The following is a 23496-nucleotide window of genomic DNA, read 5'->3' on the forward strand; positions in this document are numbered from 1 at the left end:
CATCATCGAGATAGCCTTATTTATACTAGCATCAATTAATAAATAATTGATATTTTACTTTCTAATTCAGTTTTGCAGTCAGTTTTTTAAACTGTTTTTCAGCATTTTTTCCTTCATAAAGAATCGCATATACGGTATCAATAATTGGAAGTTTAAGATTTTTCTGTTTGGCTGTCTTATAGATAGAATCTGCCGCATAATATCCTTCAGCCACCATATTCATAGACTGGATTGCTGATTTTACAGTATATCCTTTTCCAATAAGATTTCCCAGATTTCTGTTTCTGGAGAAAAGTGAATAAGCCGTTACCAGAAGATCTCCCAGATAAGCACTTTCATTTACATCTCTTGGGGCTTCATAAATAGCTTCCAGGAAAGTCTCCATTTCTCGGATGGCATTGGAAACAAAAACGGCGGTAAAGTTATCACCATATCCTAATCCGCTTGCAATTCCTGCTCCAATGGCAAAGATATTTTTAAGGATTGCACTGTACTCATTTCCCAGAATATCTTTACTCGTCTGAACCTTAATAAAATCTGAGCTGAAGATCTCTTCCAGTTTCCCTGCTATTTCATCTTCTACTGTTGCAATGGTAAGGTAAGACAGTCTTTCCATCGCTACTTCTTCAGCATGACAAGGACCAGCTATGACAGCCTGATTTCTGAAACCGATTTTAAATTCGTCGCGCAGATAATGAGCCACAACATCATTTACTCTAGGAATAATTCCTTTAATTGCAGAAACAAAAATCTTATCTGAATAATCGCAGGTCATTTTATCCAACGTATCAGAAAGGTAAATGGATGGAGTTGCCAAAACAATTACGTCACAGGCAGTAACCAGTTCATTAATATCTGTAGTAAGCTTTAAACTTTTAAGATTAAAATGAGCGGCTGTAAGATAATTGGGATTATGTCCACGAAGCTCAATAGCTCCTTTTACAAACTCACTTCTTACGCACCAGTGTACTACTTTACAGTTTTCAACAAGCATTTTTACGATAGCGGTTGCAAAACTTCCGCTTCCTACTACCCCTACAGAAACATCCTTTTTAGTCTTTTTCGGATTCGAAGATTCTGAAATTGTTTTCTTTTTAGCCATAATTGGAATGTGAACTGCAAAGATATTAAACAAAGATTTAACAGAAGAGTTGAAAGCATGATAAAAACCATATTCTGAGAAAATTAACACATCAACACAATTAAATACTTAATTCCACGTTAGATACAGAAAAAACTGAACTTTTATTAAGAATAACTCCGATTATTTATTTTTAATTAAATTTGCAGTCCAAAACCGTTTTAAAACTTACTAAGAGAGGAAATATGAAAAAATTTCTAAACAGCAAGAAGAACGTAAACATTCTCCTCGGAGGGCTTTTACTAGTAGTTTTTGCACAGGGTGTATTGATTGCCAAACTCTTTTCTGAAAGAGATGACAAAACATATGAAGTAAACCTTGTAAAAATAAACACTGAAAAAGACAGTGTAGATTATTTAAAAATGAAAACAGACCTCACATTGGTAGATCAGACCGTAGGTCAGCTGAATTCTTTCCTTAAATCTAAGGATATTACCAATGAAAAACTGATGATGCTTGATCAGGACAGCATTTCCAATTCTATTTATCTTTCCAAACAAGCCAACCGATACAGCCAATACCTGATGGATCTTCAGAAAAAACTGATGCAGGTTCCCTTGGGAATGCCTACCGACGGTTATATTTCTTCCAATTTTGGAATCAGAAAAAATCCTATACCATTTAAAACAGTGTATGCTTCGGTAAAAACCAATATAGCAACAGAATCCAAATCTGTGGCTGCAGCAGCTCCAAAGCCAGAAGTAAAAGCAGAACCTGTTGAAAAAATAATTGAACTTACCGACAGCTACGGAAATAAAAGAGAAGTAAAAGTAATGGTAACTCCAAAAGCAACGCCAGTAGCTTCAGCACCGGCAGCCACTACTACTTCTTCTAAAGCGGTTGCAGCAAATAGTACAGCCAAAGCAGCTCCGGTTGAGAAAAACAATCCCCCTGCAGAGGCAGATCAGATGCAGTTTCATAAAGGACTGGATATCGCCGTTGCTTTCGGGTCTGATGTAAGAGCGGCAGCAGCAGGAACGGTGATCTTTTCAGGACAGAAAGGCGGATATGGAAACTGTGTAATTGTTTCTCACGGAAACGGCCTAGCTACTCTTTACGGACATTTATCTCAGCTTGTTTCGAAAATGAATGATAAAGTAAAGGTAGGACAGGTTATTGCAAAATCCGGAAACTCTGGACGTTCTACAGGACCTCACCTTCATTATGAAGTACATAAAAACAATACACCGGTAAATCCGAGATTGTTTATGAATCTATAAAAGAAAAGCCACCTCAATCGGGTGGCTTTTTATTTTTGAAAAAGAAATTCTATTTTACAATGGTAAGAGTCCCTTTTCGGTGGGTGAATGTTCCTTTTGCATCTGCAATATTAGAATACACTATATTTTTGTTGTAATCCTGGATTTGAGAGACATTGAAACCCAGATGAGGTTCATGCCAATATACCATAAAAACATTTTTAGCCACTTCTACAGCTGTATATTCTACTGTATCTGTTGTATTCTTAGAACTTCCGGCCGTTCCAATGAAAGTCATTGTTTTGTTATCTTTAAAATCTAAAATAAATTTTACCGAACCAAACTCAACCTCCACTTTTCTGCCAATTGCAGGATAAGGTGATTTTAAATCCCAATCCATTTCTCCAAGAAATACTTTCACTCCCATTTCAAGTTCTTCTTTTCCGGGAAGGTCAGGATATTTCTTAACTATAGATTCTACTATAGAAGAAGTTGTTTTGTTTTCTGTCACTGCCTTTTTATAATCTTCAAGATAATTTTTAACAAAATCCAGAGATTGAGGAGACAGCGACTGCTTTGCAAAATGGGAAGGAATCACCTGTTGCGGGTTTAAAGACTTCATACTATCAATCTGCCCTATCCATTGATCAATTGCTTTCAAATTCTGAGTGTCGGCCATCCAAAGATGTGAATCTGTAGACACTGAAATTCCTCCTACAATGGTTTTAATGGAAGGAATCCAAAGAAAACTATGAGCCGGATCATCCCTATTCTGTTTTATTTCTATGGAATTTCCTTCAAGATTAGGAACTGTAGCTACAGCTTCCGGGATAATGACTTCCGAAGGAGCATCATCTTTCAGCTGAGGTTTCCAGACTCCTAATTTATCATCTTTCGATGCAGCGATAAGATAGGCCGTCTGAGCCGTTGAAATAATTCTGGCCTTGGGAAACGCTTTTTTGATGACATCCAGTCCAAAATAAAAATCAGGATCACTATGGGAAATAAAAACTGTTGTAAGGTTTTTACCTGTCGCTTTTATCTCTTTAACCAACTGCTCTGCATATTGTTTCTGAAATTGGGCGTCGACAAGTATAGCATCTTTATCTCCATAAATAATGGTTGACGTCACTGAAAAGATAGCTTTCGAGCCAGGATTATAAACTTTTACTTTTAGGTTTCCCGCCCATAAAAGACTCATGAACCCCAACAGGGAAGCCAATGATAATAATTTCTTTTTTAACATCTTTGTTCTTTTAAATTAGTAAGCTGCTGTAAAACGTTCGCGGATGTGGTTGTTTTGTTCCAATTCGTCCACTAAAGCTACTGCTACATCTTCTACAGACAGACGGCTTCTTCCGTTTTCGTCAAATACAGGAGTTTCTAATGATGTTCTGTATTTTCCTGTTCTTTCTCCTACATTAGCCTGGTTCATTTCAATAGCAGGGCTGAAGAAAGTCCAATCCAATGTATTATTTTCTTTGATTTTGTTCAGATAATCTCTTGCTGCTGTTGCACCTGGTTTGTAAGCTTCAGGGAAATCCGGTGTATCTACGATTTGTACGTTGTCCGGTGTATAAAGGCTTCCTGCCCCACCTACTACAATCAGTCTTTTTACGCCTGCTTCTTCTGTTGCTTTCTCGATGTTTTCAGATCCATTAAGGAAATCATTGTAAAGATTTGGGTTCGTCCATCCAGCGTTGAATGCACTGATAACCGCATCACTTCCTTTTAATGCTTCTGCCAATTCATTCACATTATTTACGTCAACACTTTTTGCCGTTACGTTGTCCTGTGTTTCTACCTTTGAAGCATCTCTTACCAAAGCTTCTACTGCATATCCCCTTTCTTTTAATTCGTTTACGATGTGTACTCCTACAAATCCTGTTGCGCCAATTACTGTTACTTTTTTCATAATGTTTTATTTTAAAAATTAAATTGTAATAAATTTTGTTACATTTATAGCTAAAAAATTTTACTCGAACTGATCGACGAATTCTTTCAACGACTTATCTCCTAAAAAGTTAACTACCAATTGATCTGTTTCTTCAAATAATGTATTTAAATGAATATTGATTTCTTTACCAACGCTACAGGCAGGATTAGGATTTTGGTTCTTTTTGCCTAATACTTCCGTATTTTTCACTGCTTTATAGATCTCAGATATTGTGATCGTTTCAGCATCTTTTGCAAGGTGACTTCCTCCTTCTTTCCCCTGTCTGCTGATAATAAGGCCTGCTTCTCTCAACACGCTGATCTCCTTTCGTACAATCACCGGGTTTACATTGATACTACCAGCTACCCACTCTGAAGTGAGCCACTCCTGTGGACTTTTCGCCAATAATGTCATTATATGTACTGCCGTAGCAAATCTTGTATTATTCATTGTAATTACATTGCAAAGGTAAACTTTTTTTTAAATGTAACAAATTTTATTACAGTTAATTTTTTCTTAAAGAATCAATTTGTCCAGATCTAACAATAAATAATTGATATTCTGATTGATGGTTCTTGTAGCAGACTGCATCTGATTGAGCATTGCAGCGCGGTTATGAAGATCATCGGCCCGATAAAATCCGCCATCACTGAAAATGACAGACTGATCTGCAGCAGTCTTATTATCATCAAACTGATAGTGAAGCCATCGTGTTTTCATATTTCCAATGATGGAATGCTCTTCTCTATTGGAAAATTTTTTCTCAGTATACATATACCAGATAAAAGGTGGAAAGTTGGGGGATTCCAGTTTTTCTTTCCAGATATCTCTCAAGAGATTCCTCTGATGGATAAATTCAACCTTTTTACCTTTTGGATTAAGGGTTGCCAATCCGAACCCTGCTCCTAAAATACCTCCTCCAATACCGATTGCATTATCCCAGCCGTCACTTTTTACAATTCCTCCGGCAATAGAGGATGCTGCCCCTGCAATAATGGAATACAGAATCAGTTTATTATTTCTGGATGAGTTGAGATTATCTACGTAATTTCCGATCTGAGCTACTCTTTCTCCTTCACAATCGAATTCTGCAGCTACGGCGTCAAGCTCCGTTAAGGCGATAGTAACCCGGCTGTTGATTTTCGTTTTAAGCTGTAAGATCTTAACCTGAGAAGCCAATGATGAATCTTTCTTAAGTTCCATAATATCATGTACTTCATCCAGGTTTTCTAATGCGTTCAGAATTAAAATACTTTGATCAGAGAATATACCCTTCAGATCTTTATTAGCTGTAAGGATAGAATCCGAGTTATGAGAAGGGAGCTTATTGTTATAATTGTACTGAAAAGGAGCTTTACAGTAGCTGTCTTTAAGGGTAAGTATATTTTGCTGAATAGCCTGATTCTTCTTGGAAACACAAGAAATCAACAAGCTGACAAAAGCTAAAAGGTAAAAAAGTTTTTTCATTCAGTCAAAGTTTGTGTTAAATGGAATCTATTATGATATTCCTACTTCCTTCATCAAAACTGATGGCTCAGTTTTACAATTCATCTACACGAATATAAAACAAATAAAAAAAATTTACCTGAATTCAGGTAAATTTTTAATCTATTTTTAAGGCAGTTTATTTAATACCCAACAATTCTACTTCGAAAACCAATGTACTGTTTGGCCCGATTTCTTTGCTAATTTCCTGATCTCCATAAGCTAAGTGCGGAGGAATAATCAGTCTCCATTTACTTCCTACAGGCATTAACTGAAGAGCTTCTGTCCATCCTGAAATTACTCTGTTCAATGGAAAAGATGCAGGCGTTCCTCTTTTTACGGAGCTGTCAAAAACTTTACCGGAAATGGTAGTTCCGTGATAGTGGCATTTTACGGTAGACTTAGGTCCTGGTTTTGCCCCATCCCCTTCTGTGATGATCTCATACTGTAAGCCGCTTGGTAACTGCACTACGCTTTCTCTTTTACCATACTCTTCCATATATTCTTTACCATCTTTCAGGTTCTTTTCTGCCAATTCTTTTTTACGCTTAAATAACAAATCTGCTACTCCCATATTATAATTTTTGACAAAGATAAGGCTTTTTAGGGTTGAAAGATAAAACGCAAAAACCGGAATCTTAAAATTGGCTCCTTCAAATCTCCAAAAATCCGTCTATCAAAAGCGTTACGTTCTATTTTAACAAAGCTGCAAATCAACACTACAAATCAACATGTTACATTCTAAATTAGCTACCTACCCATCCTTTAAGCCTTTGTCTTACTCAAAATTCAAATAATTGTAATACTCGCTTAACACAAATTCCGAAACTTGGCGTTATAATTGGATTTAAAAACTAAATGCCAGATCCATTAAAATATAATAAGAAGTTTGATGAACTGAATGAAGAGGAAAAAAAACTTCTGCAAATCAATAAAAAGACCATTGCAGATTTTGTAGAGCAATCTTCTTCCATCAGCGATGTCAACTATGCAACCCGGAATGCTCATGCCAAAACCTATGCGGTGGCCAAAGGCACTTTCTGGATTGATCCCAATATCCCTGAATCTTTACATCCTTTTTTTGATAAAGAAAAATTTGATCTTACCATACGATTTTCCAATGCACAGTTGAAAATAAAGAATTCTAAAAAAGATATTCCAGCATATGGATTCGCGGTACAGATCAAAGATGATAACGGAGGGTTGCTTGCCAATTATCCATTGGTAAATTTCCCATTGTTTCCAGTGAATTCGGTTTCTACTTTCTTGAAACTGTTTACGGCGGTGAATAAGTTTTATATCAAAAAATGGAGTAGCTTAATGCCTATGATAATTCAGTTCGTTAAGATGATTCCTTCTGTTCTCACTGGTGATATGATCCGGAATGTGGTAAAATTGATGGGCAAAAGAAATGACTTCATTCTCTCTTTTGACTATTACTCGATAGGCGCTTATCGCCTTGGAGATCAAATGATCAAAATAAAACTTCGTCCCCAATCTGTGGATAAAAGTATTGGTAGAAAACAAAAGATTAAAGATTCTTTAAAAAGTTACTTCAAGTCTAATGATTTTACAGCGGACGTTTTGATCCAGATTTGTTATGACCTCAAAAATCAGCCTATCAATACACTGAATGTAGAGTGGAAAAACTCTCCTTTCCTTAAAATCGGTGAAGTAAAAATAGATAAAGATTCCCTGCTCGACTCCCGGAATTGCAATACTGAACTGCTGTCCTTCAATCCGTTTGAAAGTAAAATATTTTTCCAGCCTGTCGGAAAGATTCAGAAGCTACGTGATGAAACGTATAAGGTTTCTATACAGACCAGGAGGAAAATTAATAAACTGCTGCATGGAAAGGGAGCTTAATGGAACTTTTGAGACATTTCCATGTTCGCATTGAGTCTGAAAAAAGATTAGTTTGCTTCAATAAAAAGTAAAAGACTGCTAATATAACAGTCTTTTTTAAATTTATCTGAATTTACGATCTTCTTCTTTTATGGCTAAATCGTTGATGCTTGCATACCTTTTGGCCATCAATCCGTTTTCATCAAACTCCCAGTTTTCATTTCCGTAGGCTCTGAACCAGTTGCCCTCTTTTGTCTGGTATTCGTATTCAAAACGAACCGCAATTCGGTTGTCTGTGTGAGCCCAATATTCTTTTTTGAGTTTATAATTGAATTCTTTTTCCCATTTCTTCTGTAGAAAAGCGACAATATCTTCTCTTCCATTCACGAAGGTATCTCTATTCCTCCATTCGCTATCGAGGGTATATGCTTTGGAAACCTTTTCAGGATTCTGACTGTTCCATGCATCTTCTGCTAATTGGATTTTTTCTTTTGCCGTTTCAAGGGTGAAAGGCGGAAGCGGATGTTTCTGTTCCATAAGTTATTGTATTAAATTGGCGACTATTTTTTTTGATTTTTCAATCAGTTCGTTCGATTTAAAAACCTGACTTTCAATGATACTGCTTTCAAAAAGCATATAAATATGATCCGAAAGGATATCTTCTTTAATCAGTTCTGAAAAAAAAGTTCTGAGATCTGCTTTATGTGATTGAATAACACTTAATATTTTGATATTATCCAGTTGGATTTCCGATAGAATATTCAGGAAACTACAGCCTCGGAAATTTTCTTTTTCGTTCATATAGATCAAAAAATCGAAAGCGTTGATAATCTTGGATTTTGAATCTTTTTCTTTGGACAAAAAGCTGTTGAGCTCACCAAACCAATACTCATGTCTTACGTTCAGAAATTCTACACACAGATCTTCTTTCGACTTGAAATATTGATAAAAGCTTGCTCTGGCAACATTGGATTCGGAAATAATCTGGTTGATTCCGGTAGAATTGTATCCTTGCTGTGCAAATAATTCAAAAGTGGTTTCTATAATTCTGTCTCTTGGAGATTTCATATTCTTTTTTTGATGAAACAAATGTAAGAAAAAAGCAAATGAACAGACCGATCTGTCTGTTAGATTTTATAAATAACTTTTATAGGATTATAAAAAAACCTCCAGAAACGACTCCAGAGGTTTGATATTTAATTTTAAATGTAATTATTTATCTTCTAATTCTTTCTTTTCTTCCTCTTTGTCCGGGAAAATGATAGATAGAATTACCGAGATCACCAATACACCGCCTACAATTCCTAATGAAACCGGAGACGAAATATGATACCAAGGGGCAATTAACATTTTAACTCCGATAAATGAAAGGATAATAGCCAATCCATATGGAAGTTTGCTGAACATATGAATAAAATTTGCTAATAGGAAATACAATGATCTTAATCCTAAAATCGCAAATATATTGGAGGTATAAAGGATAAACGGATCATCTGAAATAGCAAAAATTGCCGGAATAGAATCTACAGCGAAAAGAACGTCTGTGAATTCGATAACTCCTACTACCACTAAAAGCGGCGTAGCCATTTTGATCCCGTTCTGAATGGTAAAGAACTTATCACCATCATAATTATCGGAAACTTTCCAGAAACTTTTGATTAGCTTTGCTCCTGCCGTATTGCTATAATCTTCGTCATCGTCATCATCTCCGTCACCCCATGATTTAATCCCCGCATATACCAGGAATAAACCGAACAACGTCATTACAATATTGATTTTCACTGCTTCTCCGAAAATATTCATTTCAGGTAAGTAAGTAAGATTAATTAAGCCTACACCGGCAAAGATAAATATCGCCCTGAAGATCAAAGCTCCTATAATCCCCCAGAAAAGAACCTTATGATGAAGGAATTTCGGGACCTTAAAGAATCCGAAAACAAGAATGAATACGAATAAATTATCTACAGAAAGCGCTTTTTCAATCCAATAAGCTGCCTGATATTGTGTGAATTTTTCAACGGCTAGTGCATGACTTTCAGGGGATCCGTCTGTATTGAAAACCCAATATACCACTCCCGAGAAGATCATGGAAAGTGAAATCCACACCACTGTCCAGATGGTAGCTTCTTTGGAAGATACTTCATGACTTTTCTTATTGAAAACTCCTAAATCGAGGAGCAGCATGATAACGACTGTTACCGCAAATCCCCACACCAGGCCCGGGTGAAGATCTAAAATACTTTGATGTTTTTCCACTTGAGTAAAGTTATTATATGATAAAAGCAATATGTGCACAAAGTACAAATATTGCTATTTTATTGATCGTTTGATTTACAATAGATTATAAGTAATTCATCTGAACCGTCTGAATCGTCTGCTCCAGCTTTTTATCTGCAGTAGGATCTCCGATTGCATTGAATTTCCACTCTCCGTTTCTCTTATAGAAAACTCCCATTACCATGGCAACGTGCCCTTTGAAAGAAGCATCATTGGCAATATCATATTTAGCGAAAACCTCTCTAACGTTAGTAGGTGATCCTTCATAGATACGGATAGAAGCAAAAGGAATCGTTCCGAAATCCTGTCCTCTGTAGCTGTTCAGCACCATTGCAACGTGCTCCACATTAGGCTCCAGCTTGCTGAAATCTACTGTAATTACTTCGTTATCCAATCCGTCATCTCCATCTACGTCTCCTGTAAGGTCGTCACCGCTGTGTCTTACAGAACCATTGTTAGATTTAAGGTTTCCAAAATAGATCACTTCAGTAACATTTTTGTTTGAATCATATAAAATACAGCTTCCATCTAAGTCTACTGCTTCTTTTTTAGTTCCGAAAAATCCTTTTTTTTCAATTGCTCCCCAGTTGATTCCTACACACGCTTGGGAAAGCTCAGCTCCGTTTTCTTTTTTAAGGTTAATTCTCTGACCTTTTTGTAAGTTGATAGCCATCTTTTTATGTTTAGTTGTTATTTACTATTTTGCAAAAAAGTGAATCTTCTTTGCTTTTCAAATTTCGTTTTAGTTATTATTCAAATTCAAATTAAGCATTGCACGCAGAATATTCGTTTCTTCATCAAAGTCAAATATTTTGCTCATAATATCTATATTTTCCAGGTTTCTGATATAATCTTTCAGAACGCCTTCCACTTCTACAGGAAGGGTACGTTTTCTTTCGTTCATACTGTTTTCAAGCTGTTCATTCTTTCTTTTCAGCTGATCGATGATCGTTCCCTGGTTAGACTGATTTTCTGATATATCAAGCTTATCCAATTCTTTGTCAAAAAGATACAGCTTTTTATCATCTACGCTGAAGATAAAGTGATCATCAGACTGAAAGATCTTGAAAAGCTCATATTCATGAGTGCCAAGAAGGTAACCGCAGACAAAGCGAACTTTAAATCCCTGTATATTCAATCTTCCCAAAAGTTTCCTTTCTATGGAATACTCTCTATACTGATAGGCTGGAAACGTTCCGGATTTCAGCAAAGCTTCGTCTGCTTCTGTCCTGTAAAATTCCTGAGCATATTTTTTATGAAAATAAAGAACATTGTCCCAGTTGGCGGTAAAAATATCTTCTGTAAGATCTTTATACAGTGTTTTCAGATGTTGGGAAAATACACCGCTGTACATTTTCCTGTCTGTCTGAAAGCTGTCTACCCGTCTTTCTTCAAAGCCTGAAATATATTTACTGTTGATGTCAATTTCATTGATAACAGCCAGCATATCATTTTCTTTCTGCCTTTTAATCTTAGTCAGAAGTTCAATGAGACTGTCGGTATACTGCAGATGGAAAAGTTCCAGTTTATTGTAATCTAAAGCCGTATTTTCCTGGAACAGATTGTGGATAATATCAGTTTTGATGTAAATTGATATTATGTCAATATGTTCAAAAAAATTCGCAAGAAGTTTAAGCTTGGTTAATCTTCTTTTGCTCTGCGACAATATGGTTGCTGCATCATCCCCCACCTTGATATCCTAAAAATTAACCTCTGACATTTGCTTTAAGCTCATGCTCCAATGTCTGAAGATCCTGATCCAGCTTTCTTCTATTATCTGCTCCCTGTTTCTGGATTTGTTTCACTTCATTCAATGTATTGATAAGCATGGATGTTGTTTCTCTTAACGTTTCTACAGATACGATAGTCTGCTCGTTCGCTCTGGCAACATTCACTGAATTCTGACCAAGACGTTCTGCATTCTTTCTTAAGATTTCTTCTGTAGTAGCCGATACTTTCTGCTGAATTTCAATATTCTGCTGTTGTCTGTACATCGCTACAGCCAGTGAAAGCTGGTTCTTCCAAACAGGAAGTGTAGTGGTAAGAATAGTCTGTGCTTTTTCCGCAATGGAAACGTTGTTATTCTGTACCAGTCTGATCTGTGGAAGCGACTGCATCATGATGACACGTACTACTTTAAGATCGGCCATTCTTCGGTCTAGCCTTGCAATGAAGTCTCTTTTATCTGCAATCTGATAATCCTGGAAATTCTGAGGAGCTGTTTCCATCTGAGCAAGTTCAACAGCCGCTCTTTCCATTCTGATATTTCCTGCGATCACAAGATCTTCAATCTGCTTAATGGAGTTTACATTACTTTCAAAAATTGTCTGAAGTACCGCATTATCTTTTGTGGAAGTGATGATTCCAGCATTTACTTTGTAAGAGATCTGCTCAATATTATTGATAATTTTATCGTATTTTGCAAACAAGTTTTCTACCTGAGTCATTACCTTTTTCATAAATGGTAATTTACTCAGGAAACTTTTCACTTTATTTCCGTTCAGCTCTTCTACATCAACATAGTTGAGTTCTACCAACAGATCATTGATCAACCCTCCTACTTCTCCTGAGTTTGATCTTCTTACATTTCCTAAGAAACTATCACTCTGATTGGTTAATGTTTTTTGAAGTTCTGCTCCAAAATTCACGATAGAACCAGGATTGGCTTCATCAATTGAATTGGCAAGTACTTCATATTTCTGACGTTCTTCTGACTGCAGCTGAGTCAGATTTACGTTTCCTTCTCTATCAACCAAAACGGCAGGAGCTGCATTCTGTACAGGCTGAGCTGGTGTTGGCGGAACCATTGGAGTAGGTTCAAATGTTTTTAAAGGTTCTATTGATCCAAGCGGATCTAATGATTGATTTTCCTGATTGTCCATGATTACTTCTGATAAATTGATACAAATTTCTCAAGGCCCTCTCTTTGTCCTGCACCTACAGCCTCAAATTTCCATTCTCCGTTTCTGTTGTAGATTCTTCCGAATTCTACAGCGGTTTCGATTGAGAAATCTTCGTCTAATTCATATTTTAAGATTTCTTCATTCGTATCTGTATTGAAAATTCTAATGAAAGAATTTCTTACCTGTCCAAAATTCTGTTTTCTTGAATCTGCTTCGTGAATGGTTACAACCACCGTGATTTCTTTGATTGCACTGTCAATTCTAGTAAGATCAATTTTGATCTGCTCATCATCACCTGCGCCTTCTCCTGTAAGGTTATCTCCTGTGTGGATTACAGATTTGTCTGGAGACTCAAGATTGTTATAGAAAATAAAGTGATTATCTGAAACCAATTTTTTGTCGTCCCCAAGCAAAAATAAAGAGGCATCAAGGTCGAATCCTGTTCCTGTAGAAGTATTATTGATATCCCATCCTAAACCTACAGTAAATTTAGGTGCGTTAATGTTTTCTCTTTGTCCTTTTTGTAAGTTAATAGCCATAATATAATTCCGTTTGTGTTAAAGTATTGATGTTGTTTTCGTATTCTTTTATTAAATGATAATTGTTACTGATGGCCAGCTCCAAAAGCAAATCCATCTGTTCTCTTTTTACTTTAGACGTAAGATAATCAAAATTACTTGAATCCAGACCTAAAATATACTTTACAATCCTTGTATTGAACTGAAAACTTTCTTTATTCATCACTTCTGCAACATCATTTACCTTTTTTACTGCATAATAGTTGAAAAAGTTTTCAATCTTCGGATCAAGGTTAAAGTTCATCAGTTCTGCATAGTACAGGAACATAAAATCGGCTTCTACGCTATGTTCATCCAGGATTCTGTTGACGGTATATTCATGACTTCCGGTAATTTTAATATCGTCTATAAAAATACAAAGTTTTCCTCTTAAAAAATCCTTATCGATATAATAAGTATCATTCGCAATCAGATTTTTACGATCTTCAAAATTGAGATTTCCATAATCTGTAATGTAGGTATGATTTCTATTGATCTTAGACAAAATACTGGATTTTTTCCCTTTTTGAAACAAATAAAAATCCAAATGCTTTTTAAAGTAAAAACATAAAAAGTTGGATGCTGTAGGAATCGCCATATAAGGGCTTGGTAATACTACAATTTCTTTATCAGTATCTAAAAGGGTTTCATTTTCGGACAGAAATCCGTCGAATAATTCTTTTGCAAATTTCTCAGCATACGACTTATCGCCATACTTGAAATAGCTATACTCCGCAGGTGAGAAGCTGAACTCATCCGCCGAATGAATGTGGTGTAAGCTGTATCTTTTATTCATGTTTATTTAGTGTTTAAGTAAGTGTGCATTGAAACCGAAATCTTTAGCTCCCTGATAATCTGCTACCGGATTGTCTCCAATATGCAGAATCTTATACAGCGGTAAAGCCTGATCCTGAATCTTATTCTTCACTTCCTGAAAAATAAGCGGGTTCGGTTTGGAACAGTTTATTTCATCAGAATAGATATGAAAATCAATATACTGATCCAGATTTTCCTGAATCAGAAACTTTCTCATCGTAGTTCCCTTTATAAATCCTGTATTACTCAGAATATTGATTGTTTTTCCTTGATTTTTAATTTCTTCAAAAAAACCATGAATATTTTCAAAAATCACAACCGGCTTATATTCTAAAAACAGTTCTTCACTCTTTATATAAAATTGATTGAGTTTTTCTCTATTCAAAAGCTTAACATCAACATCCAATGAACCCAAAATCATCAAATAGATCTCAAAAGTATCGATATTCCCCCCTGTAACTTCATTGATCGTATTGCAAAGATCATCATAATATTTTACAGTTTTCACAACTTCCTCTATCGGTTTTTCTACCTTGAAAAATGAGGAGAACAGCTCAACTCTTTTTCTTTTAAATTCAGGATGAGATTTGATTAAAGTAAGCCACAGGTCAAAAGAAAAATGACAGTGGTTGTGAATGTCGATATCTGTTTTCAATAGGTTTTAAGTTAAAAGTTTTATTCAGCTTCTTGAAAAAGATTTACAATTTTCATTCATCAAAAAGTGTTTATAAGACTATTCTTCCCAAAGATAAAATTTTTATCATAAAAGCATCACTATACTACTCTGTTTTAAGATATTTTTATGAATTTACAGAAATATAGCCCTCTTATAAATCTGATTAAAAATTGTTTTTGAAAAATATGATTTTGAAAAAAAATTAAAAAATTCTTTGAAAATGAAAAAAAAATGATAATTTCGCAACCGATTAACAATCAACAATGTCAACAAAAATGATAAATATTATAACTTTAAGTAACCCTGTCAGAGCTGTGTTCTTTGGCAGTACTCAATATTTATCTGAATAGTTCTATAGATCTTTTTCCAAAAAATATATAAAAGACCTGTCTATTCGGATAGGTCTTTTTTGCTGCCCTACTTTCAGACTTTAACAATTCGAAGAATTCTGTTCTCTGTTAGGATCTGCTCTGAAAATTTCATTACCGCAAAACATTAGCATTTCTGCTGGCTTTACATCATAAGCCGGGGTATTCTCTGCGTCTGTTATTTTCAGAATCTTTTCAAGACAGAATCGTAAAAATCAACAATTTAAATCAAACAAAATGAAAAACAACACACGAAATATAGGGATCATAGCACACGTAGATGCAGGAAAAACAACTTTATCAGAAAGACTTCTGTATTATACGGGACTTATTCATAAAATTGGAAATGTAGATGACGGAAATACCACGATGGATAAAGATATTCAGGAAAGAAACAGAGGAATTACCATTTCGTCGGCAGCCGTTTCTACACAATGGAAAAAAGATCATGAAGTCTATAATATCAACATTATTGATACTCCCGGCCATATTGATTTTGCAGTGGAAGTGGAACGTTCTCTTAGGGTTTTAGACAGTGTTGTTGCTGTTTTCTGTGCTTCATCAGGAGTACAGCCCCAAACGGAAAATGTATGGTTCCAGGCAGAAAAACACGGAGCGTCCAAGATTTGTTTCATCAATAAAATGGATAGAATCGGGGCCGACTTTTTTGCAGTTCTGAACGAGATAAAAACGAAATTGAATGCAGTTCCTCTTGCCTTACAGATTCCGATAGGAGCAGAAGCGAGCTTTGAAGGAGTCATTGATCTGATCAAAATGAAAGCAATATACTGGACGGATGAAAATGGAGAAACGATGATCGAGAAGGAAATCCCTACAGATTATCATACTGAAGCTAATGAATACAGAGTACAGCTTCTGGAAACCTTAGCTGAAAATGATGAGATTTTCTTTGATATGTTTATGAACAACGAGCACAGCATCACTCATGAAATGATCATTGAAGCAATACAAAGAGTTTGCTTATCACGCGCTGCGGTTCCTGTTCTATGTGGTTCTGCCTTCAAAAATAAAGGGATACAGCCTTTACTGAATGCAATTGTTACCTATCTTCCTGCTCCGGATCAGATTTCTGATATTCTTGGAAAAGATCCTCAAACGGAAGAAAATGTACAATTAAAGAGAGATGAAGCAGAATCTTTTTCGGGACTTATCTTTAAAGTAGCGATTGATAAACATATGGGTAAACTTGCCATGCTCCGAATTTATTCAGGAAAGATAAAATCGGGTGACACTGTTTTGAATGTCAGAACGGGTGAAAGTTTCAGGATTTCCAGGATCTTACAAATGCAGTCAGACAAAACGTTATCTGTAGAAGAAGGAAAAGCGGGTGATATTGTAGCTTTAACAGGAATAAAAGATGCTAAAACCGGAGATTCTTTATCTTCTGTGGAACATCCTGTATTACTGGAAGCCATTACAATCCCTGCTCCTGTTATCAGAGTTTCCATTGAGCCGAAAACGAACGGTGATGAAAAGTTTTTCGGGTTGGTTTTAGCTAAAATTCAGGAAGAAGACCCTTCTTTAGTAGTGGAAAAAGACCGTCAGACCGGAGAAACTCTATTAAGTGGGTTGGGAGAGCTTCATCTTGAGGTAACGTTAGAAAAAATCCGTCTGAATCATGGTATTGAGATCAACCAGGGGAAACCTAAAGTTTCTTACCGTGAGATTTTAACCGGAACTAAAGTTCACAGAGAAAAACTTTCCAAACAAAATGGAGGAAGCGGCCAATTCGCTGATATCAGTTTTGAAATGGGACCTAGAAATGATCATGAACACGGGCTGGAATTTGTCAATATGATTAAAGGAGGTGTTATTCCCACCGAGTTTATTCCTTCTGTGGAAAAAGGATTCAGGGAAGCTATGGAAAACGGACCTTTGAAAGGTTATCCTCTGGAAAGTATGAAAGTTACTCTCTTGGATGGTTCTTTCCATGCTCAGGATTCTGCGGCTTTTGATTTTGAAATTGCAGCAAGAGAAGGGTTCAAAGCGGCCTCGAAAGCATGCAGCCCTAAACTGATGGAACCCATTATGCAGGTGGAAATTCAAAGTATTGAGGAGTACACTGGCTCTGTAACTGCGGATATCAACAGAAGAAGAGGGATCATCACTTCTATTGATGAAAAATCTGGAAGAAAGATTTTTGCAGCGGAAATTCCGTTAGCCTCAACTTTCGGATATATTTCGGATTTGAGAACTCTTACCAGTGGTAGAGCTTCCATCAGCATGAAATTATCACACTATGCTTTAGTACCTGATTTCATCGCTAATACATTAATGACTTAAACAAGCAAGGACTGTAGATTTTTCTTACAGTCCTTGTGTTGTTTATGGGAGTTGAATTGTGAAAAGTCAAGCGTCAAAAGTCAATTCGCTGCGCTTGTCAATTTTTCTATATTATAAAATTCACTATTCACTTGTGAAGCAAAATTCACTTATTGATAGAAAAATTGTGAAAAGTTAATCGTCAATTCGCTATGCTTGTCAATTTTTCTATATTATAAAATTCACTATTCACTTGCAAAGCAAAATTCACTTATTCACCGCCCACTATTTTTCCTGCATCACCTTATAAGTAGGGTCTTCCTGAATATTAACCTCTACAACAGCTTCAGCATTTTTCAGCATTTTGCGGCAGTCTTCACTCAGATGTCGGAGATATACTGTTTTCCCTTGTTGTTTATAACGTTTTGAAAGTTTATCTAAAGCGTCTATTGCACTCATATCGACAATCCTGCTATCTTTAAAGTCTATAATAACCTCATCAGGATCATTCATTGGATCAAATTTATCTGAAAACGAAGTGGCCGAACCAAAGAATAAGGGTCCTTCTATTTCATAATGCTGTATTCCGCTTTTTATATATTTCTTTGCCCGAATCCTTTTCGCATTATCCCAAGCAAAAACCAAGGCAGAAATAATCACTCCTACCAGAACAGCTAAGGCCAGATTATGCAAAACAATCGTGATCAAAGCAACAGTAATCCCTACGAATATATCAGACTTAGGCATTTTGTTGACAATTCTGATAGAAACCCACTGGAAAGTACTTATTGCGACCATCATCATAACACCTACCAATGCAGCCATCGGAATTTTCTCAATAACCGGAGCTCCGAAGAGGATAATCAGTAAAATCATGATGGAAGCTATTATTCCTGAAAGTCTTGCTCTTGAACCGGCATTTAGGTTTACTAAAGTCTGTGCTACCATGGCACATCCTCCCATTCCTCCAAAAAAACCATTGGTGATATTAGCCAGTCCTTGTGCCACGGACTCTTTATTGGCACTTCCTTTGGAATTGGTGATCTCGTCCACCATAGATAAGGTAAGTAGAGACTCAATCAAACCTACCCCAGCCATAATCATGGCATAAGGAAAGATAATCTGTAATGTTTCAAGGGAAAAGGGAATTTGAGGAATATGAAAACTGGGAAGACTTCCACTAATATGAGCAATATCTGCTACTGTTTTCGTAGGAATATTAAGACCCAAAACAACTGCAAATACAACGATAATAGCCGCCAGTGAAGCAGGAACAGCTTTTGTTATCTTTGGAAAAAAATAGACTACAGCAATGGTAAGAGCTGTTAATCCCGCCATTATATATAAAGGAACTCCCTGGAGCCAGCTTACTGAGCCATTCTCTGTAATTTTAAACTGTTCGATTTGCGCCATAAAAATAATGACCGCCAAACCGTTTAGAAAACCATACATAACGGGCTGTGGAATAAGTCGTACAAATTTTCCTAATTTAAAAACTCCAACAAGCATCTGAAGAATTCCTGCCAAAACTACTGTCGCAAACAGGTATTCTACCCCATGCGATTGTATGAGAGCAATCAGAACAACAATAGTAGCTCCTGCCCCACCGGAAACCATTCCCGGGCGACCTCCCAAAATTGCGGTTACAAGCCCCATCATGAAAGCTGCATACAAACCTGTAAGTGGTGAAAGACCTGCCAGAATAGCAAAGGAAAGCGACTCCGGAATCATAGTCATGGCTACGGTAAAACCTGCCAGCAGTTCGTTTTTATAATTTATTTTCTTCGAAAAATCGAATAAGCTAATAGTATTTTTCATTGAATGGCAAAGGTATGGAGTTGTATGTTGTTATACAATTTTTCTTTTTTAGGCTTTTTAATATTAATGCAATTTTATTTAAGATAATTCACACATCCGTTTACATATTATGTTAATTTTAATTAAAATCTGATCATAAATAGACTTTTCTATATTTCCCCCTGTTTTTGTTTTTAATTTTGTTTAAATTTGGAAACAGATAAGCAATTATCAGGTACTAATCAAAACATTCAAAACTTAAGCAGTTGTATACCAGTATATAGCTGAGAATAAATAGCGTTGTATGGAGAAACTTTAATAGGCTATATATTATTTACACAAATGGCAAAAAAAAGAAGTTTGAAAAAAGAAGAGGAGAAATAAACCCATTGAAAATAAGGAATATATCCCAAAGGTGCATTAAAGTGACAATCAATATACCCTTTTATTATATCAGATCTGTTCTGAACTCATTTTCGACGTTTTTACCTTTATAAGGAGCATTTTTAGGCTTATGACTATTGGCTTCAATTTTTTCCGATTTCTATTTTAAGTGAATTATATTCTGCATTACATAATAATATATATCGTCTATTTCCGTTTTTTGATGCATAATTTTTAAAACAAAAGATAATATTTAATAAAATGTTATATAAAGAGATCCATATTGGAAAATTTATCAAGGAAAGAGTAGATGAAAGTGAAATAACCTTGGAGCGAATCTGCAAATTCCTGGGCAAAGACGAAGAGTCTGTTGAAAAGATGTACCACAGCAAATCTATAGATGCTGAACTTCTTCTAAGATGGAGCAAATTATTGGAATATGATTTTTTCAGACTTTACAGTTCTCACCTGATTTTATATGCTCCGCCGTCCGCCGTTAATAAAAATCAGCAGAAATCTGATAAAATTCCTTATTTCAGAAAAAATATTTATACCCAGGAGATCAAAGATTTCATCATGAAAAGGATTCTATCCGGAGAAATGACACAAAGTGATGTGATTAAAGAATATTCGATCCCCAAAAGTACACTCCACAGATGGCTTCAAAAGAGTGATACGATTAACGGATAAACAGAAATAAGATGCGTCCTAACTACAAAAAAATTTATCAGGATATGCTCCGTCTGGAATATCCTGAGAAGCTGAAAGAACCAAAAATCCAGGAACTTATTGAAAAGCTCCATACCACAGAAGATGTTCTTAAGTTCAATGACAGGCTTTTTAAACAATCCAGAGAAAATCAAAAGCTCAAGACTTACGATAAAAAAACCATGCTCAAGCTTCTCCAGTATCAGAAGAAGCATGGTCATTCTACCAGCTATATGTCCAGAAAATACAAAATAAGCAGAACCACTTTATCAAAATGGAAACAGATGTTTGAGGAAGAGCTTGATCATACAACAAAAAATGCCGGTAAATAAGCGACCAGCATTTGTTTGTTATGAAAAAGTAGATAAATTTTTCTTTAGCTACCCTTCATAACAGTATAAAGAAGCAAAAAGTGAGAAGAAGGAAGACATTAAAGTCCGAAAAAATCTGACTTTATAGAAAATTATGATACAAAGAGATCTTCCAGCGCCCCACCTTTTGCTTCTTATTTGATACAACAAGGCAAAAAGCGAAAAGTGATGTCGTGCTCTAACCAACTGAGCTACTCTTCCTATATCGACTGTGTTTTTTTGTTTGTGGAAGAGACGGGGCTCGAACCCGTGACCCCGTCGTGATGAGCGAAGTAGCACTGTTTCTACGGCACTTGTTGGTTTTATTTTTCTTCTTCAGCTATATATGTTTTGACAATAGGATGAATTCTGGCATTCTTCGAATAATAATTTAAACCAAATCCTTTCCATCCGGAAGACCAATAAAGAATCATTTCTTTCAGATATGGAATATCTTTGGTTTCATCATACATAAAGTTCTCATCATTAATTTTTTGCACTTCATCAATAAGTTCAGCGTAAAACCTTTGGTCTTCTTCATCATATACATCTGTATAGATATCGAGATGCTCTCTTAATGCATATAACAAATAAGTTCTAAAATCCCAACCCAGGATAACAAAATCTGAACCACTAGCGCCTACTACAGGATTCCATTTTAAATTTGTGTTATCTACAACATATGATGAATCTCTAACAGGTAATAATTGGGGAAGCTTTGAAAACCACTCGTCAAAAATTTCTTTTTTTCTTTCCAAAGATTTAGGTTTTATTCCCCAAGATTTCAACCAAACATGGTTGACACTAGTAATATCATTCCACATCCCTTTATAAAAATATTTTATTTGGCTTGTAATCTCTTCTTCATTCTCAAGCCAGTTATAAAAAAAGGTACACTCTTCTGCAATCAGTTCTCCCTCATCTTCGTATTCAACAATTTCTTTTTTGTCAATTGCGTGAAGGATTTTTAGAAATTCTTTATGTTCGGATGTAAAACTGACTTTGTATTTTCTCTCAATCTGGTCAATCTGGTCCTCAGATAGCCCTTGCCATTTGGCACCATAAAATCCTTTAGGACAGTTTTCATTATTTACAGACCATAATTTTTCTGTGCGTTCTTTGGCCCAATATAAAAATTCAGTCAGATTACTTGGTATATTCATGGTTATTCATTTTAAAATAAAAAGAGGCTAAGTTCAAAAAGACTTTTACAAGATCGTTTTCACGATCTGTTATGGAGTCGAACCAATATTATACCGAAGTAAGCCTTCTTTACGGCACTCTTTTTATGTAAATCAAGGTAATATTTTTCAGAATCTTCCGTGCATTTGCTCTACCTGCTGAGCTACTTCTCCTTTTCTAGGGAAAAGGCAGGATTCGAACCTGCGACCCAATGTTTATTCAATCTCGAAGTATGATTCTAAGACGACACTTGATTTTAATTATTCATGGTTATTAGTTTTCTTTTTACAAATTTATATCCTTACTGCGCATTCCATCTACGCAGTTGTTTTTTTATTAAAAACCAAGCAATAAATCATAAGAGTAATTGATGCTCAATTGGAAGTTGACGATGAAACTCTTATTAACGGCATTGGTTTGCTATCGGGCAATCTGTTGAAAGACTCTTTCAGTTTGGAATCGAAGTAGGTCTTTCCAACGGCACCAATAATATTAACACTGCAAAATTATATTGTGAATACGCAATCTTTTTACGTAGTTTGATTTTATTAGGATAATAATGATGAAATCATTTCAAAAAGTTTAAAAATTCCCAATAAAGGAAGCGATATAATAAATCCTACAATTAAACAAATTCCGATTTTACTTAAAAAATCTGTTTTGTTTTCTGAGTAGTTTCCTTTTTCTCTTATTTTGGTTTTAAAGACAGGAATATGTTTTGTAGCTGCAAGACTACTCTTTTCAAGTTCAGTGATTATTTTCATTGCATATTCATCAAGCAGATTTTTATTTCCTCTGAAAATAATGTCTTTTAAAATAGCATTTCCTGAATTGCTTAAAGAGTTTCTGTAAATCTCTACTGCATTTTCCATTTCATTATTCTCCGGTGTAGACAGGATCCAGAACTTACCTACTTCATCAAGAAATCCTGCTTCAAAATAAATCTGTCCTAACTTTTTTCTCAGGGAAAGATCGTTAGGAAACTGATTGATCATATTTCTTAATCTGTCGCATGCTTTTTTCTTTCTACCTGTTTTAAGATCATGTTCAATCCTGCAAAATAAATTCCCCATTGTTTTTAAACAGTTTTATTTAAATATTTGTTTACTTTACTTTGAAGCAAAAGAACCAAAAGTTCAAGACTTGGAAACTCCGGTTAAAAATAACCTACACTCTCTAAAAATTCTAAAACTTGCGCAAATTTGCTATTACTTCATCGTTTCGCTTTCTGTGTCACGCTTCAAACAATAAAGTTTTCTTAATGTTCACATAGCTTATTTTATTAACGCCTCCATTTCCTATGTCATATTTCTACAGTTGTCATCACTGGAAATTTTGATCTTTTTATTACTATTTTTTCATTGAGATGATTTAAAATAAAAGAGGCTATACTCGAAAACACTTTTACAAGATCACTTTCATGATCTGTTCTGGAGTTGAACCAAATTATACCGAAGTAAGTCTTCTCTACGGCACTCTTTTAGAGATCAGGGTAAAAGCGGCGGAATCTTTCTATGCCATCTATTCTTTCTTTTGAACTACATTCCGTTTACAACAGGAACGACAGGAATTGAACCTGCATCTGATGG

Annotated in this window: 23 protein-coding genes; 5 read left to right on the forward strand and 18 right to left on the reverse strand. The window is 35.5% G+C overall.

Annotated features, from left to right (window positions below; translation table 11 throughout):
- Positions 1 to 61 precede the first annotated feature (61 nt).
- On the reverse strand, positions 62 to 1102 hold the full coding sequence (locus tag ACL9RH_RS18675; protein ID WP_422694861.1) for an NAD(P)H-dependent glycerol-3-phosphate dehydrogenase: 1041 nt from the start codon (positions 1100 to 1102) through the stop codon (positions 62 to 64).
- A 224-nt stretch (positions 1103 to 1326) separates the two neighbouring features.
- On the opposite strand from ACL9RH_RS18675, the gene ACL9RH_RS18680 reads away from it, so the two are divergent.
- Positions 1327 to 2361 carry a peptidoglycan DD-metalloendopeptidase family protein gene (locus ACL9RH_RS18680; protein WP_422694862.1) on the forward strand — a complete coding sequence of 345 codons (1035 nt, stop codon included), beginning with the start codon at positions 1327 to 1329 and terminating at the stop codon, positions 2359 to 2361.
- A 49-nt stretch (positions 2362 to 2410) separates the two neighbouring features.
- Here the strand turns inward: ACL9RH_RS18680 and ACL9RH_RS18685 are convergent, their stop codons facing one another.
- From ACL9RH_RS18685 to ACL9RH_RS18705, 5 genes are all read right to left on the reverse strand, one after another.
- On the reverse strand, positions 2411 to 3586 hold the full coding sequence (locus ACL9RH_RS18685; protein WP_422694863.1) for a MoaF-related domain-containing protein: 1176 nt from the start codon (positions 3584 to 3586) through the stop codon (positions 2411 to 2413).
- 15 nt (positions 3587 to 3601) lie between these two features.
- Complete coding sequence (locus tag ACL9RH_RS18690; RefSeq protein WP_422694864.1) at positions 3602 to 4255, reverse strand: NAD(P)-dependent oxidoreductase; 654 nt, start codon at positions 4253 to 4255, stop codon at positions 3602 to 3604.
- A gap of 60 nt (positions 4256 to 4315) precedes the next feature.
- Entirely contained in the window at positions 4316 to 4726 is a 411-nt protein-coding gene (locus ACL9RH_RS18695; RefSeq protein WP_422694865.1) for an Rrf2 family transcriptional regulator, read from the reverse strand.
- A 66-nt stretch (positions 4727 to 4792) separates the two neighbouring features.
- Positions 4793 to 5743 carry a hypothetical protein gene (locus ACL9RH_RS18700; RefSeq protein WP_422694866.1) on the reverse strand — a complete coding sequence of 317 codons (951 nt, stop codon included), beginning with the start codon at positions 5741 to 5743 and terminating at the stop codon, positions 4793 to 4795.
- Positions 5744 to 5900: 157 nt separating this feature from the next.
- Positions 5901 to 6335: an FKBP-type peptidyl-prolyl cis-trans isomerase gene (locus tag ACL9RH_RS18705; RefSeq protein WP_073300468.1), complete on the reverse strand. Its 435-nt coding sequence runs from the start codon at positions 6333 to 6335 to the stop codon at positions 5901 to 5903.
- 284 nt (positions 6336 to 6619) lie between these two features.
- On the opposite strand from ACL9RH_RS18705, the gene ACL9RH_RS18710 reads away from it, so the two are divergent.
- Positions 6620 to 7627 (forward strand): catalase, encoded by a 1008-nt coding sequence (locus ACL9RH_RS18710; RefSeq protein WP_422694867.1) that lies wholly within the window; start codon positions 6620 to 6622, stop codon positions 7625 to 7627.
- A gap of 102 nt (positions 7628 to 7729) precedes the next feature.
- Here the strand turns inward: ACL9RH_RS18710 and ACL9RH_RS18715 are convergent, their stop codons facing one another.
- From ACL9RH_RS18715 to ACL9RH_RS18755, 9 genes are all read right to left on the reverse strand, one after another.
- A complete protein-coding gene (locus ACL9RH_RS18715; RefSeq protein WP_422694868.1) occupies positions 7730 to 8143 on the reverse strand; it encodes a DUF1348 family protein in 414 nt (137 codons plus the stop codon).
- Between the two features lie 3 nt (positions 8144 to 8146).
- A complete protein-coding gene (locus ACL9RH_RS18720; RefSeq protein WP_422694869.1) occupies positions 8147 to 8674 on the reverse strand; it encodes a TetR/AcrR family transcriptional regulator in 528 nt (175 codons plus the stop codon).
- 144 nt (positions 8675 to 8818) lie between these two features.
- The gene (locus ACL9RH_RS18725) at positions 8819 to 9862 is read right to left on the reverse strand and encodes a TerC/Alx family metal homeostasis membrane protein (RefSeq protein WP_422694870.1); all 1044 of its coding nucleotides are present in this window, start codon (positions 9860 to 9862) and stop codon (positions 8819 to 8821) included.
- 85 nt (positions 9863 to 9947) lie between these two features.
- Complete coding sequence (locus ACL9RH_RS18730) at positions 9948 to 10556, reverse strand: TerD family protein (RefSeq protein WP_422694871.1); 609 nt, start codon at positions 10554 to 10556, stop codon at positions 9948 to 9950.
- Between the two features lie 69 nt (positions 10557 to 10625).
- Positions 10626 to 11549 carry a hypothetical protein gene (locus ACL9RH_RS18735; protein WP_422694872.1) on the reverse strand — a complete coding sequence of 308 codons (924 nt, stop codon included), beginning with the start codon at positions 11547 to 11549 and terminating at the stop codon, positions 10626 to 10628.
- 40 nt (positions 11550 to 11589) lie between these two features.
- Positions 11590 to 12765: a toxic anion resistance protein gene (locus tag ACL9RH_RS18740; RefSeq protein WP_422694873.1), complete on the reverse strand. Its 1176-nt coding sequence runs from the start codon at positions 12763 to 12765 to the stop codon at positions 11590 to 11592.
- Between the two features lie 2 nt (positions 12766 to 12767).
- Positions 12768 to 13325 carry a TerD family protein gene (locus ACL9RH_RS18745; RefSeq protein ID WP_422694874.1) on the reverse strand — a complete coding sequence of 186 codons (558 nt, stop codon included), beginning with the start codon at positions 13323 to 13325 and terminating at the stop codon, positions 12768 to 12770.
- Positions 13315 to 14139 (reverse strand): phosphoribosyltransferase family protein, encoded by an 825-nt coding sequence (locus ACL9RH_RS18750; RefSeq protein WP_422694875.1) that lies wholly within the window; start codon positions 14137 to 14139, stop codon positions 13315 to 13317. Before ACL9RH_RS18750 ends, ACL9RH_RS18745 begins: the two co-directional genes overlap by 11 nt.
- 6 nt (positions 14140 to 14145) lie before the next feature.
- Entirely contained in the window at positions 14146 to 14814 is a 669-nt protein-coding gene (locus ACL9RH_RS18755; protein WP_422694876.1) for an HAD family hydrolase, read from the reverse strand.
- A gap of 626 nt (positions 14815 to 15440) precedes the next feature.
- Here ACL9RH_RS18755 and fusA point away from each other — a divergent pair.
- On the forward strand, positions 15441 to 17507 hold the full coding sequence (gene fusA, locus ACL9RH_RS18760; protein ID WP_422694877.1) for an elongation factor G: 2067 nt from the start codon (positions 15441 to 15443) through the stop codon (positions 17505 to 17507).
- Between the two features lie 264 nt (positions 17508 to 17771).
- On the opposite strand, the gene ACL9RH_RS18765 is transcribed toward fusA, so the two are convergent.
- Positions 17772 to 19304, reverse strand: a complete 1533-nt coding sequence (locus tag ACL9RH_RS18765; protein ID WP_422694878.1) for a SulP family inorganic anion transporter — start codon at positions 19302 to 19304, stop codon at positions 17772 to 17774.
- Between the two features lie 624 nt (positions 19305 to 19928).
- Between ACL9RH_RS18765 and ACL9RH_RS18770 the strand changes: the two genes are divergently transcribed.
- Positions 19929 to 20357 (forward strand): transposase, encoded by a 429-nt coding sequence (locus tag ACL9RH_RS18770; RefSeq protein WP_422694879.1) that lies wholly within the window; start codon positions 19929 to 19931, stop codon positions 20355 to 20357.
- 11 nt (positions 20358 to 20368) lie between these two features.
- On the forward strand, positions 20369 to 20707 hold the full coding sequence (locus ACL9RH_RS18775) for a helix-turn-helix domain-containing protein (protein ID WP_422694880.1): 339 nt from the start codon (positions 20369 to 20371) through the stop codon (positions 20705 to 20707).
- 341 nt (positions 20708 to 21048) lie between these two features.
- On the opposite strand, the gene ACL9RH_RS18780 is transcribed toward ACL9RH_RS18775, so the two are convergent.
- Complete coding sequence (locus ACL9RH_RS18780; protein WP_422694881.1) at positions 21049 to 21888, reverse strand: hypothetical protein; 840 nt, start codon at positions 21886 to 21888, stop codon at positions 21049 to 21051.
- Positions 21889 to 22455: 567 nt separating this feature from the next.
- The gene (locus ACL9RH_RS18785; protein WP_422694882.1) at positions 22456 to 22980 is read right to left on the reverse strand and encodes a DUF6584 family protein; all 525 of its coding nucleotides are present in this window, start codon (positions 22978 to 22980) and stop codon (positions 22456 to 22458) included.
- Between the last annotated feature and the right edge of the window lie 516 nt (positions 22981 to 23496).

Origin of the sequence: Chryseobacterium sp. Mn2064 (assembly GCF_049319685.1) — a bacterium.
Lineage (GTDB): Bacteria > Bacteroidota > Bacteroidia > Flavobacteriales > Weeksellaceae > Chryseobacterium.